Origin of the sequence: Marinibactrum halimedae (assembly GCF_021234875.1) — a bacterium.
Lineage (GTDB): Bacteria > Pseudomonadota > Gammaproteobacteria > Pseudomonadales > Cellvibrionaceae > Marinibactrum > Marinibactrum halimedae.
Map to the genome: position 1 here is coordinate 51,914 of NZ_JAJQVM010000030.1, position 13,310 is coordinate 65,223.

General features: G+C 43.4%; 12 protein-coding genes. 6 read left to right on the forward strand and 6 right to left on the reverse strand.

The window, feature by feature from the left end; genetic code table 11:
* Window positions 1-26: 26 nt before the first annotated feature.
* The 3 genes from LU351_RS16140 (at window position 27) to LU351_RS16150 (ending at window position 4,142) form a co-directional block, all read left to right on the forward strand.
* Entirely contained in the window at window positions 27-713 is a 687-nt protein-coding gene (locus LU351_RS16140) for an esterase/lipase family protein (protein ID WP_232595124.1), read from the forward strand.
* A 368-nt stretch (window positions 714-1,081) separates the two neighbouring features.
* Complete coding sequence (locus tag LU351_RS16145) at window positions 1,082-3,343, forward strand: M3 family metallopeptidase (RefSeq protein WP_232595125.1); 2,262 nt, start codon at window positions 1,082-1,084, stop codon at window positions 3,341-3,343.
* A 34-nt stretch (window positions 3,344-3,377) separates the two neighbouring features.
* Window positions 3,378-4,142 (forward strand): HupE/UreJ family protein, encoded by a 765-nt coding sequence (locus LU351_RS16150; protein ID WP_232595126.1) that lies wholly within the window; start codon window positions 3,378-3,380, stop codon window positions 4,140-4,142.
* A gap of 87 nt (window positions 4,143-4,229) precedes the next feature.
* Here the strand turns inward: LU351_RS16150 and LU351_RS16155 are convergent, their stop codons facing one another.
* The 6 genes from LU351_RS16155 to LU351_RS16180 all read right to left on the reverse strand — a co-directional run bounded on the left by LU351_RS16155 (window position 4,230) and on the right by LU351_RS16180 (window position 11,186).
* Entirely contained in the window at window positions 4,230-7,013 is a 2,784-nt protein-coding gene (locus LU351_RS16155; protein WP_232595127.1) for a zinc dependent phospholipase C family protein, read from the reverse strand.
* Window positions 7,014-7,429: 416 nt separating this feature from the next.
* Window positions 7,430-8,176: a 2,3-diphosphoglycerate-dependent phosphoglycerate mutase gene (gene gpmA / locus LU351_RS16160; protein ID WP_232595128.1), complete on the reverse strand. Its 747-nt coding sequence runs from the start codon at window positions 8,174-8,176 to the stop codon at window positions 7,430-7,432.
* Window positions 8,177-8,307: 131 nt separating this feature from the next.
* Window positions 8,308-9,012 (reverse strand): 50S ribosomal protein L11 methyltransferase, encoded by a 705-nt coding sequence (locus tag LU351_RS16165; RefSeq protein ID WP_232595129.1) that lies wholly within the window; start codon window positions 9,010-9,012, stop codon window positions 8,308-8,310.
* Between the two features lie 112 nt (window positions 9,013-9,124).
* The gene (locus tag LU351_RS16170; RefSeq protein ID WP_232595130.1) at window positions 9,125-10,231 is read right to left on the reverse strand and encodes an AI-2E family transporter; all 1,107 of its coding nucleotides are present in this window, start codon (window positions 10,229-10,231) and stop codon (window positions 9,125-9,127) included.
* A 90-nt stretch (window positions 10,232-10,321) separates the two neighbouring features.
* Complete coding sequence (locus LU351_RS16175) at window positions 10,322-10,675, reverse strand: hypothetical protein (RefSeq protein WP_232595131.1); 354 nt, start codon at window positions 10,673-10,675, stop codon at window positions 10,322-10,324.
* 49 nt (window positions 10,676-10,724) lie between these two features.
* Window positions 10,725-11,186 (reverse strand): flavodoxin family protein, encoded by a 462-nt coding sequence (locus LU351_RS16180; RefSeq protein ID WP_232595132.1) that lies wholly within the window; start codon window positions 11,184-11,186, stop codon window positions 10,725-10,727.
* A 329-nt stretch (window positions 11,187-11,515) separates the two neighbouring features.
* Here LU351_RS16180 and LU351_RS16185 point away from each other — a divergent pair, with 329 nt between their 5' ends.
* The 3 genes from LU351_RS16185 to LU351_RS16195 all read left to right on the forward strand — a co-directional run.
* Window positions 11,516-12,163, forward strand: coding sequence for a phosphoadenosine phosphosulfate reductase domain-containing protein (locus tag LU351_RS16185; RefSeq protein ID WP_232595133.1), 648 nt, complete (start codon window positions 11,516-11,518; stop codon window positions 12,161-12,163).
* Window positions 12,164-12,713: 550 nt separating this feature from the next.
* A complete protein-coding gene (locus LU351_RS16190; protein WP_232595134.1) occupies window positions 12,714-13,019 on the forward strand; it encodes a hypothetical protein in 306 nt (101 codons plus the stop codon).
* A 34-nt stretch (window positions 13,020-13,053) separates the two neighbouring features.
* Window positions 13,054-13,310: transposase (locus LU351_RS16195; RefSeq protein WP_232593637.1), on the forward strand; the 257-nt coding region annotated here is incomplete at its 3' end.

Consider the following 13,310-nt stretch of genomic DNA (forward strand, 5'->3'; position numbering starts at 1 on the left):
TCATCCTTGCGCTATGTGCAATAAGCGTGCAAGCAAGCGCGCTGGATTGTGTTATTTTACTGCATGGTTTGGCTAAAAGTGAGCGAGACATGGCCAAACTGGAAAAGGTATTGGCCGCCGAACAACTTCACCCGGTTAATTATAAATACCCATCCCGTTCGGCCCCGATTGAAGTGCTCGCGACAGAAACCATTCCCGCTGCTGTTTCCAAGTGCCCAAAATACGACCAAGTGCATTTTGTTACCCACTCTATGGGCGGCATTTTGGTACGACAATATTTACATGACCACACGCTAGAAAAGCTCGGCCGTGTTGTGATGCTTGGCCCACCCAACCAAGGCAGTGAAGTGGTCGATTCTTATCAACATGTACCCGGCTTTACTCTGTTTGGCGGGCCTGCAGGCTTTCAATTGGGTACGGGTGAGGCAAGCGTGCCCGGCCATTTAGGCCCGGTCAATTTTGAATTGGGTGTTATCGCCGGATCACGAAGTATTAACTTGATTCTTTCTTTATTTTTACCCGGAAAAGACGATGGCAAGGTCACCATCGAGAGTACAAAAGTGGAAGGCATGACCGATCACATTACCCTACCGGTGACTCACCCATTCATGATGAAGAATAAAAAAGTCATCCAGCAAGTGTTGCAGTTTTTAGAGCACGGAGCGTTTCAATCACCAGAAACGACTGAGGCTCAGCCCCCCGCAAAAACGTAACCTTCTTCCAACAAACACATCAACACAAAAAGCATATCACGCTGTGGCGCAAAATTTTTCATTCAATGACACGCTTTTACCCGAATAATGATGAGTGTTATATTATAACAATAACGTCAATACTGAATAATTTTTAGACGTTTTTAGCGTTTGAGCAACCGAAATAGCAATTTAATTAAGTAGCTATCTAATTAGCAGTAGCCATCTAATGTAAGTGGCTATCTAAGATTAAGTACCTACCCGGTCAGACTTCAGGTAGCTCAACTACGTGAATGAAATGAAGAGTCCCCACAAGGGCATATAGCCGGCATCAGGCAAAAACGCTTTTTTACTGGCCTCAACAAACCTAACAATAGAGAGAAACGGTAATGCTTAAATACGCAAACCCATTTCGAACCTCACTCCTCGCCCTTACCATGGCGATTTCCTTAGCAGGGTGCTCCCAGAAACAAGAATCGGAAAGTACAGCAGAACAGTCCGTCACCAAGAGCGATTCACACTCCATTGACGACGGCCAAGCATCAACACAGACTAATCCGTTTTTTTCAGAATACCAAACGCCTTTTCAAATCCCGCCCTTCGATAAAATCCACAATGAACACTATATGCCGGCCTTCGAGCAAGGCATGACAGATCATCTTGCAGAAATCGAGGCCATTACCAGCAACCCCGACGCGCCCACCTTCGAAAATACCCTAGAAGCCCTAGAGCGAAGCGGTAAATTGCTCACGAAATCGCTACGCGTGTTTTTTAACCTGGCTAGTTCCGATACCAACCCCGAAATACAAAAAATTCAGCGTGAAATCAGCCCGGTTTTGGCCGCGCATCAAGACAAGATCAACCTCAACCCAGATTTATTTAAACGCGTAGAAGCGATCTGGAAGGTTCGAGACACACTGGAACTGAATGAAGAACAACTAAAATTACTTGATGACCAATATAAAGACTTTGTTCGCAATGGCGCATTGCTCGATAAAACACAAAAAGAAAAGCTCACTGCCATTAATGCCGAGCTGTCTACTTTAGCAACCTCATTTGGGCAAAACTTGTTAGCAGAAACCAACGGGTTTGAGTTGATTCTCGATAAAAACCAATTAAACGGACTTGCCGAAGGCACCATTAGCGCAGCAGCGAATACCGCAAAGCAAAAAATGGAAAAAGTGGAATCAGAAGAAGAGAAAGCGCGCTACCAAGACAAATACGTTTTCACTCCGCACCGCAGCAGCATGTACCCCTTTTTAACCGAATCTACCGAGCGAGACTTAAGAAAACAGTTGTATTCGGCCTACATCAATCGTGGTAGTAATAATAACGAAACCGATAATAACGCTATTGTTGCGAAGATTGCGAAATTACGGGCGCAACGGGCGCAAATACTCGGTTACGATAGCCATGCCGATTTTCAGCTAGAAGAACGGATGCTAAAAACACCCGCCGAAGTGTATGCCTTGTTAATGAAACTCTGGAAACCGGCATTGGCCAGAGCAAAAGTTGAAGTCGCCGACATGCAAGCCATGGTTAAAACCGAAGGCCATGATTTCAAACTCGAAGCGTGGGATTGGTGGCACTATTCCGAAAAAGTCCGTAAAGCCAAATACGACATAGATGAAACCTCATTAAAACCGTATTTAACCTTAGATAATGTTCTTCAAGGCGCTTTCCAAACCTCCGAAAAATTATGGGGGCTGAGCTTTACCGAATTGTTTGATATTGATGTCTATCATCCCGATGTGCGTGTATGGGAAGTCAAAGACAAAGACGGTAGCCACCTGGGTATTTTTATGGGTGACTTCTTTACCCGCTCCACCAAACGTGGCGGCGCTTGGATGAGCAATTTTAAAGGCCAGTCGAATTTAGACGGAAGAGAACGTCCGGTGGTTGTCAATGTATTAAACATTTCTCCACCCGTTGGCGACGCTCCCGCGCTTCTCACTTTCGAAAATGTAATTACGCTCTTCCACGAATTTGGCCATGGGCTCCACGGGTTACTCACCAACACCACCTATAGCAGTCTTTCTGGCATCTCCGGGCCTCGTGATTTCACAGAATTTCCTGCGCAAATTTATGAGCACTGGGCGAAAGAGCCTGAGGTGTTAAAAACCTTTGCCAAGCATTATCAAACCGGTGAAGTAATCCCAGATGAATTAATTGATAAGCTATTGAAAGCCTCTAAATTTAACCAGGGTTTTGCGAATACAGAATATTTAGCGGCGTCATTGCTGGATATGGACTGGCACACCATTAAAGCCGATGAAGACCTCAAAGACACGAATCGTTTTGAAAAAGCGTCTTTAGAGCGTATTGGGTTAATTGGTGAAATCGCCCCTCGTTATCGCTCTACCTATTTCTCTCATATTTTTGCGGGTGGATATGCCGCAGGCTACTACGGCTATATTCATTCAGCCGTTTTAGATTCCGATGGATTTGCCGCATTTAAAGAGACGGGTGATATCTTTAATCAAGAGCTTGCGCAAAAATACCGCACGAATGTATTAGAAAAAGGCTCTACCGAAGAAGCCATGACGTTATACAAGAAATTTCGTGGACGTGAGCCAAAAATTGATGCGCTGTTAAAAGTTCGCGGGCTAGACAACCCTTCAGAAACCACAAACCAACAAGTCTCGCGCTAGCGAGACCGGTTGTTTTTTAAGGTAGTCGTATCGAATGCCGATAATCTTATTTCAATGGTCTCGATGGCTTCTTGCTGTTGGTTTACTTTTGGTCGCCTGTTTTACCTCCGCTCATCCTCAAGATGACGTCATTATTTCGGATATCGAAATGGGCCCATTACAATTTCAGTCAACTTTAGCAGAAGCCGAGTATCAAGCGGCACTAAAACGACAACAACAGCGAAAGCGAAACGCCATGCCTTGGCAACAGAAGTTTCTTCTTTATACCAAGGCAGGCGTAGAGCATATTATTCCCAAGGGGCTAGACCACATTTTATTTGTACTGGGTCTGTTTTTTTCAACGTTAGCGTTAGCGTCTTTACTCTGGCAGGTATCCGCATTTACCCTTGCGCATTCTCTTACCTTAGTTATGGCGGCCCTTGGCGTTGTTTCTGTACCCGCAAACATTATCGAACCCTTGATTGCGCTGTCTATCGTTTGGGTTGCCATAGAAAATTGCGTTTTTAAGCAAAGTACTCGCTGGCGCCCAATCGTGGTTTTTGCCTTTGGTTTATTGCATGGTTTAGGTTTTGCCTCGGTATTAAGCGAATATGGTTTGCCCAAAAACGATTTTTTGGTATCTCTGCTGGCGTTTAATATTGGGGTAGAAATAGGCCAAATTGCGATTTTGTTGGGGGCCGCTATTTTGGTTTGGCTCATTAAAAATAAGAGCTGGTACCGATTCGCGATTCAAATCCCCGCTTCGGTTTTTATTGCGACGGTGGGAGTGTATTGGTTTGCTGAGCGAACGGTGTTGTAGCAAAACTGAGATGTAATATGAAACTTCCTGCTTAGATACAGAGAAGAAAGTCTCTAAGCAGGAAGTACTATGTCAAAAAAAGATGCCCTAGTTCAGAATACTAAGAATAGGAATCAACCAACTTACCGTACAAGTGCGATCCTCTTCATTTACGGGGTAAGGATTAACATAACAAGGTTGATAAGGATAATCACTCTTCAACACTGAATTCATTCCAATTAATTCTGGTGAATCTATCCCCGGCGATAGAGGTCCAATAAATAAGCTACGAAAGAGCTTTTTTCTTAGCGATTCTTTCCAGGGTAAGAAGCCTTGATCCGTATGGTATACCTGAGGCCCCAAATCAACCCCCTTCTCGTAATCAAATTGATAATGATAAGGAGCGCCTTTGGAGTTTGGCCTTGGAGGCGCATGATCCATCCATTGGTGATTGCCATCAATATTCGTAAAAGCGGTCGCTACTAAGTTGTGTGTTTGAGTTAGTTGACCTGGTGCATTAACGGCATTTTCTAGCACCCTAAGACCATCTTCATCTAAAAGAGCGAGCTTTGCCAAAACAATGGCATTACGGATAGGTGCAAACGCCTCTGGATTGAGCAGGCCATTAGTAACATGCATTTCAGCATTTACTCGTGAAGACATATCAGGAATCATCACAAGATTTTTGATCACTTCACCATATTCCGCCCTAGAAAATTCTGAATTTAAGATTCTGGCATCAATTTTAGTATCTACTAATTCAATCATCTCCTGGACTTCTGGAGGAATAAAGTCTTCAATCTCTTCAGCTACGTACTCTCTCAGCTCTTGAACTAAACGCTCCCTTATATCTCTTTGTAGTTCAAGAATTTCATCTTGGTAATCGGGCAATCCAGGAGGAGATGCATTAGAACTCGCGAGAAACAAGATGTCTTCAATAGCCGTTAAGAGATTACTTAAACTTTCCCTAAATTCGCATGAAGAAACAGTACCATTAATTCCTAACAAAGTACCCATGTGACAATTAAACCAAGTTTCCATTGGTTCTATTGCAGAAACATCCTCAGACGAATCGATTGTATTAAGCATAGATTGGCTTGCGGCAATGGTATAATTCAAGATAGCCTGATCCAAATCATCCCTCCACGCTCTTAAATACGATTGAAAAGCGGAAACATCGCCAGAAGCGTTTTGCGAAAGGTTGATGATAGCATTCAATACATTTTCTGCTTCCGCTTCTGCAATCAGAAGTTGAACTTCTAATTCATTTACATTTTCCAAAGTTTGGGTTTGTTCTTTTATAAGTTCTTCTTCAAGTTTGTGCTTTATATGTAGGGATCTTATGACTTCCTCTTGAAGAACAGCAGCAGCATCACATAAAATAAAATCAGATTCAGTACTAATTCCTGAGTGATTATAGTTAGAATCATATATTGAAATCAAAGAGTTTTCTGTTGCGCTATTAATTGCATTGTAAATTGAATATGTTCTTTTTACATGTGAAGTATTCCCTTCACCACCTATTCGTAATCGTATATTTGCTTGAGTTCCATAAGCATCAATATTGGAGACCCCCCAATCATTAAATTGCCGCAGAAGTTCCCTTTCCCAATCATTTTTTGTTCTAGTTTCTATTTCTAATTTTATTGGTTCTGGGTCATCATCATCAAATAACCCAGCAGGGTCTAACAAATCCTGAAGAGAGTTTATATCCAATAATCCATGAGGATCCAATGAGTCTATAAAAAGATTATTAAGCCTTTCACCAAAAGGAAGACTTCTTATGATGTATTCATGAACACCAATGGGTGCTAAAAAAGCCTCTTCAATCAAAGCGCAAGACTGCTGAGCAACTTTATTTGCTAATTCTACTGCTTCCAATTCAAACTCATAATGCTTGTCTAGCAATTCTTGCTTTGCACTCTGATATGAGTCTAGAGCTTTAGCAACATTGTTAAATCCAAGGGTTCTATATTTTCGTCCATACTCAAGTAGGCGGCTATCAGTCAGTTCTTGCACACCATCTATAACATCTTCGTTTAAAGCATCGACAACTGGCTGAGCGGCGGTAACGATAAAGCTAGCTTCATCAAAACTAAGATCCTCTTCAAACCACTCACTAACCATAATTATGGTTGCGATTGTATCAATTACATGCCAAATATTGTTTTCAGCAATTTCATTAATTGCTTCACGATAGTAATACAGTCCCGCTAAATAACCAGCAAAAGGTGAAGAAGCATATTGCCTTGCAACCTCAGGATTCATAATCAATATATCGTTGATAAACCGAGCATATTCTTCGTCCAATGTAATTTGCTCCACTTCTTGACCTAAATCGAGGCCATCTTTATTCAAAAGCGGGGGCAAATGCTCGGAGATATAGCCTTCTAAAACGAAGTGTCGCCTTTCTACTAATTGCTCCTTATCAAAAAGTGCAAAAATATCTCCAGAGTATTGGTTAACATAGGTATGAGCGAAAACATCAGCGGAAGCATGACCTAGATATCCGTAAGTAAAGGCTTTAGCCGTATCACTGTAGTCTTGATTTTCTAGCAAATACTCCATCCAGTCATTGGTTTGCCAATAATTTTTGTTTTCGTTTCCTGGGTGAACCAAGGTTTGACCCACTACCACATCCGGCGTCGCATCCGGGCCGATATTACCCATTAAAAAATCAGACTGGTTAGTCAAAATAGCATTGACAACACTTTCATCAACAGGAAGTTTAATGGTTCGATTATCCAATTGAATCTGTATCATTCCGTCATCGGCAATATCATTAATGACCTGCTGACCAATCCAGACGTGTGTGTCAATCTTAAATGCGTGAACCTGGCAAGATATTGCACAAATTGCAGAAGCAAATAAAGTAGAAAATTTATTCTTCACCGCGAAGTATCACTCCATGTTAGGTTTATAATAATTAATTTTTTTAATAACAAAAAAACAGAATCAAAACTCATTGAATTCTGAAATGTTAAATAGGTATAAATAGAGGTTTACAGAGAATTTATGCTCTCTCCCTAGAGCTTTTTTGTGTTCACTCAAAGGACTGATCGGTCAAATTCTATTAGTTATCCTTATGTTAAGAGATGTAAATATATTATAGATAATGGGAGATGAAAATTACATTAGTGGCGCATATTATAACATGAGAAATATTTTAAATCTGCTTTCATATTGAGAATTAACAGGAGAGGGGTGTTAAAAAAACGATGTTAATTAATAGGCTTAATATTTATTTTTTGGCTTATTAGTGTGAGCAATACCACTACTTAATGCCACAGTAGCGGTATTGGCCATTCTTACTTCGCCTTACCCTGATTCGCCACCGCACTCATGGCGGCTTCCAAATCGGCTTCGTCGGCCAGGTAATAATTTTTAATCGGCTTTAAGTTTTCATCCAATTCGTACACCAATGGTGTGGCGGTTGGGATGTTCACTTTCATGATTTCTTCGTCGGTTAAATTATCGAGGTATTTCACCAACGCACGCAATGAATTACCGTGTGCCGCAATCATTAAGCGTTTACCCGCTTTAATTTCTGGCACGATATACTCTTCGTAATATGGCACCACACGCTCAACGGTATCGGCCAAACATTCGGTGACCGGGACTTCGTTTTCATCTAAGTCGGCGTAACGTGGGTCTTTACCTGGGTAGCGCTCGTCGGTTTTTTCCAGTGCAGGCGGTGGCGTGTCGTAACTGCGACGCCAGACCAATACTTGCTCTTCTCCGTGCTTTTCTGCGGTTTCAGCTTTGTTTAAGCCTTGCAACGCACCGTAGTGACGCTCATTGAGCTTCCAGGAATTAATCACAGGGAGGTAACAGGCGTCTAATTCAGACATGATGGACCACGCGGTTTTGATGGCGCGAGTCAGTACTGAGGTATACACCTTGTCGAAGACAAAACCTTCGGCCTTTAAGCGTTGGCCTGCGGCGATGGCTTCTTGTTCACCCTTTTCAGACAATTGTACGTCTTTCCAGCCGGTAAAGCGGTTTTCACGGTTCCACACACTTTCTCCGTGACGCACTAATACGAGTTTATACATGGTTTCTCCTAATTCCCAGATCAGTGGAATCGCCGATTATACACAACCCTTATGAACATGCTTGGGCTGTACCGCCTAAATTAGGCCGATAGATTAATTCGGAGGCTCGATATTGTTCATAAAGATGTCGTTCATAAATGGTTGTTAGAGAAATTATCATTAGCGTAGAGTTTTACAAAAGAATACTCTTCCAACTCACCCATGTCTGGGTGAGAGGTGGCTCGATGCTCGGCAATGCGGGCGTACCTTTGATGATTGAAATTCTTTACTCTCGAATCGGCGATGCAAATCGCTTCCCCCCACTGGGAAAAGGCGTCTAGCAGTGGAAAATTATCGGGGTCGTATAACACGTCTGCGGCGAAGAGCACATCGGCTTTGGGCTGATTATTCGGCCACTGAATGTGGTTGATGTTTTGTGCGACGATGATGTCGACGTTATTTAATTCGGCATTGGCAGCGGCAGATAAACAGGCGCCATGATCTAAATCGCAGGCAATGGCATTTGCCGCACCGGCCATAGCGGCTGCAATAGCAACTACGGCAGACCCGCAACCAAAATCCACCACGGTTTTTCCTTTCACCCAATGGGGGTTGGCGAGAATTTGTGCGGCTAAGACTTGGCCACTGGCCCAACAAAAACTCCAGTAAGCGGGCTCGTCAAAAACGGCGGCCACAACGGATTCTGGTAAGCGTGTTTGAAAAAGAGAAGGGTCGACTAGCCACAATTGAATATCGGGCGTCAGCGGTAAAGGGGTGGCAATAAGTTGCGCGTTCGGGACCGTGGTTTGCAGATGATTTAAGAGTGCATTAGGCACCGATAAAACACGCGAACTCATAAAGACTCCTCGGAAACAAAGTAAAAAAAGCGTTTCATTATGCCGGAATTCTTGAGTGTCGCGTGTGTGAAAATGGATTCGCGCTCGTCTATTTTTGACTCTGCCTTTTCGTCTACTCCACTTCTTCGTGTTTAGTAATTTGGGCGTGTCGGTTGGAAGAGGTGTGTTCTGCAATAATACTGTGGATTGCATCAATGCCCTTGCCGGAGCCCAGCATGATGCCCAGCCAGCGGGTGTCTTCAAAACTCTCTAGAGCAATTTTGACGGTCATGGTTAGGGGCACCGATAACAGCATTCCCACCGGGCCGAGAATCCAGCCCCAAAACACCAATGATAAAAACACCACAAGGGCGGATAAATCCAACCCCTTGCCCATCACACGAGGCTCAATACCGTTACCCACAATGCCATTCACCAGCACAAAGCCCACAGCCGTAATGAGTGCATCACCCGGCCCCAATTGCACCAGCGATAATAAAACCGCCGGAATTGCGGCCAAAATCGAGCCGAGTGTGGGCACAAAGTTCAGTAAGAAAGCGAGCAAACCCCACAGCGCGGGGTAATCTACCCCTTGAATCCACAACCAAATCAATACGGTAAAGCCTGTGAGAAAACTCATGCCGGTTTTGATGGCCATGTAGCGGTTTACCGCTGAAGTAAAGCGCTCTACTGCTTTTAAGGTGCTGTCGGCATCCAATGAGGCGGCGCGATATTTATCACTAAAGCGTACTTCTTCCGCCAGAATAAACACCACCGTGAGCAAAATCAGAAAGGCATTGGTCATTACATTGCCGAGGGAAGCCAGCGTATTGCCCGCAAAGGCAAGGGCGGCACTGGGGTTAAAATTTTCTCGCCAATGCTGAGGATCTATGTTGATACCGAACTGGCTTAAAAAAGCAAAACCACTGGCGCTGAATTCATGTAAGCGCTCTTGATATTCCGGTAGGCTCTCGCGGAAACTGCTGATGGAAGAGCCCACTACGGCACCAATCACCATACCCGATACCACAATAACGGCGATGATGATCAAAATGGCCAACCAATTCGGTACGCCTTTACGGTTCATCCACGAGAGAGGGGGTGAACAAATCACCGCAATAAACAACGACAAAAAGAACGGCACCAATAAGGATTCAGCCGTTTTCATGCCGGCAACCACCACCACAAAGGCGGCAGTGACCAACAAAAATCGGCTAATGGGGGATAGTTCAACAGTCATTGCGCCTCACTCCGGTAATCCGTATCAAAGGTGGTATTAAACAATAGAAATGAATAAGGGTAGGTTTTTTGCCACGAACTGGCGTAAGGATCAAGAGCGCGCATGGCGTTGATGATAATTTTTCAGCTCATCATGCAATGCTCGAATTTCTTCAATGCCATTACTGGTGAATAAATAGGGGGGGCGGACATCACCGATGTATTCACGTTCTTCGATCTCCATGCAGCGTTCGCGGATGCTTTCCAAATAGTCGTTGTCTCGTATTTGATAGGCAGTAAATACACTCCAATCGTTCTCGGTAGCTTGTCCGGTAATCACCAGTTCTAGAATGCGTTCAATGTCTTTGCCAATAACGTGGTAGCGTGGCGTGCGAACGTGCAATAGCAACCACAATACAGAGCCAAAAATGATCACAGTTAACAGAGCAGTCAACACCCATTGCATGATTTTATGTCCTGTTTATCCCCTGTGGATTGGTCTGTAGGTATGACGACTAAAATACACCGGCATCCATCCCGGCGGCCATGGTGAGCCCCAGGGTTTGGCATTGTTCGAGAAATTCGGGTTGCCAATCGCCCCGACAGACCAAAGGTGCTTGCACTGAGTTCCAGCGTAACCCAGTTAAGATCGTCTTTAAAGCACGCTGAGTGCCCGTACCATCATGACCAGCTCGAATATAGAGACTGCATGGAAGCCCCTGTTTTTCTTCTAGGCACGGGTAATAAATACGGTCAAAGAAGTCTTTCAGTGCACCGCTCATATACCCTAGGTTTTCTGTGGTGCCCAGTATAATACCATCACAACGCAGCACGTCTTCAGGGGTGGCCTCCAGTGGGGGTATCCATTGAGTGGTGATGCTATCGATATCCTCATGCTGCGCACCCTTTAATACGGCCTGCACCATCGAGTGCGTATTGGCAGAGGGGGCATGGGCCACGACTAACAGTGATTTCATAACCAAAAAAGATTCCAGGTTGGCTCGATTTTCAGAGTCAGTTGAGCATCACAGGTTCGGCTGAATGCTGTCATCATATTCACAACATCCGTACAATCAGTGAGACTTTACATTAGAGTTATCGATTTTATCCATCGTCGTTCAGTACGCTGCCACAAGTCTAGAATGATATTATCCAGATCTTATTTTTACGCCACAATGATTGCTTTATAACCCGTTATTCTTTCGTTATAGCTAGGGGTGCGCATCGCAATGCCATTTGCTGATGCAGAAACAATCGTACACAGTTTGTGGTGTGTTTGCAGAATGGCCAAGTGGAGAGAAGAGTAATGAGTGCAGTGTCACTAAGTGAAGCGCAGTTAAACGACATTAATGGGGAGTTACGCAATAGCCACCCAGACGACATTATTCGTTGGGCGCTGTCGTTACAGAAAAAAACCATCGTTACCACTAACTTTGGCCCCTTTGAGGCCGCCATTTTAAATATGGTTGCCCAGCAAGCACCAGACATGCCGGTTGTGTGTGTTGATCACGGTTACAATACCGATGCTACCTATCAATTTGCTCAATCCATTACTGAGCGCTTAAAACTGAAAGTGGATTACTTTACCCCTAAAGTAACGGCAAAGCGTCGTGCAGTGGCCATGGGCGGAATTCCCAGTATCGACGATGAAGCCGCTCATGATGCCTTCACACAGGAAGTCAAATTAGAGCCGTTTTCTCGTGCCATGAATACGTATCAGCCCGAAGTATGGTTAACGGCTATTCGTAAAGAACAAACCCCATTCCGTGATTCATTGGATATCGTCACCGTCGACCCGAAAACTCAAGTCATTAAAGTTGCACCGTTATTTTATTGGACGGAATTAGATTTAGAGGAATACATGTACACCAACGATCTTCCTAATGAAGAAGATTATTACGATCCAACAAAAGTATTAAAAAATCGCGAGTGTGGTTTGCACATTGGTAAGTAGGAATACAAGTCAGTTAAATCAACTATTGTTCGAATAAAAATTCAAGGCACTTTCCTGAGCTGTATAGATATTTGAATTAATTTAAATGCACAAGGATGTACATTTAAACCTTCCTTTCTTTTTTGTCGATAATTTGCTGTATACCATTTCTTCCTTCGACTGTTTTCTCCGTTTTATTTTATTCCCAATGAATGTTGTTCTCCTTTAGTCATGTATAGCTTTGTCAACCAGTTGATGGTGGCGCATTTTGCGCGCAGTAAAGTGTGAGTGTAATTAATGTTAGTGTTAGATTATCCATTGGCGTTTTAAAAACTTTACCTTTCTTATCTTTTTTTAGACGACAGACTGTGTAAGCAATTGGCCACCTAAAAAAAGTGCATCCACCTTGTTTTACATCTGTGGCGCGTTTTTCATTTTATTGCTTCTTTCTGTTATACACTATTGCTACACTTAATTTTTATGTGTTCAACATTGGCAGTGTGGCCGACGATACACCACTATGCGTTTTGGCCATCGCGTCTAACGTAACAGGAATGAACAAGGAGCTCACATGAGCAAGAACAAGAAGTTTAAAGGGTACAAAAAAATTCTCGGTGGTAACGGCACCCGTGCCGTGCATATTATTGATAGTAAAGTAAGGCTATGGCAGAACATTAAAGAAGATTCCAAGGGCAATACCCCTATTTATACCGCTGTTTCTTTACTGCGCATTATTCATAACCTGCAAGCGGCCACTGCCCAAGAAAAAACCTCTCGTCATGGCTGGTTTAATCGCGCTTACAAATACCAAGATCAAGGTTTCAAGATACAATACAATATTCAGGGCACCTCTAAAAATAGCCCAACTTTGATATAATCTCACTGTTCAAAAATTTCAAGAGTTTCCTTCTATGTCTCAGCCCGGCTTTTTTGATTTAGATGACAGGTATCGCAAGTTAGATGAAAAAGATCCATTAGTTCATCTCAACAAACTGATATTTTGGGAAGCCTTTCGTCCGACCTTAAAGGAAATACGAAAGTCAAACCGAAAAAGCAATGCGGGTCGTAAAGCCTATGACGAGCTTCTGATGTTCAAAGTACTCGTACTTCAGCACTTATACAATGTATCCGATGATCAGATAGAGTACCAAATACGGGACCGCTATTC

Excerpts from the sequence above, each read along its gene's own strand:
- LU351_RS16185 (WP_232595133.1), top strand. The coding sequence starts at position 11,516 with ATGAGTGCAGTGTCACTAAGTGAAGCGCAGTTAAACGACATTAATGGG.
- LU351_RS16175 (WP_232595131.1), bottom strand. The coding sequence starts at position 10,675 with ATGCAATGGGTGTTGACTGCTCTGTTAACTGTGATCATTTTTGGCTCT.
- LU351_RS16170 (WP_232595130.1), bottom strand. The coding sequence starts at position 10,231 with ATGACTGTTGAACTATCCCCCATTAGCCGATTTTTGTTGGTCACTGCC.
- LU351_RS16190 (WP_232595134.1), top strand. The coding sequence starts at position 12,714 with ATGAGCAAGAACAAGAAGTTTAAAGGGTACAAAAAAATTCTCGGTGGT.
- LU351_RS16180 (WP_232595132.1), bottom strand. The coding sequence starts at position 11,186 with ATGAAATCACTGTTAGTCGTGGCCCATGCCCCCTCTGCCAATACGCAC.
- LU351_RS16165 (WP_232595129.1), bottom strand. The coding sequence starts at position 9,012 with ATGAGTTCGCGTGTTTTATCGGTGCCTAATGCACTCTTAAATCATCTG.
- LU351_RS16145 (WP_232595125.1), top strand. The coding sequence starts at position 1,082 with ATGCTTAAATACGCAAACCCATTTCGAACCTCACTCCTCGCCCTTACC.
- gpmA (WP_232595128.1), bottom strand. The coding sequence starts at position 8,176 with ATGTATAAACTCGTATTAGTGCGTCACGGAGAAAGTGTGTGGAACCGT.
- LU351_RS16150 (WP_232595126.1), top strand. The coding sequence starts at position 3,378 with ATGCCGATAATCTTATTTCAATGGTCTCGATGGCTTCTTGCTGTTGGT.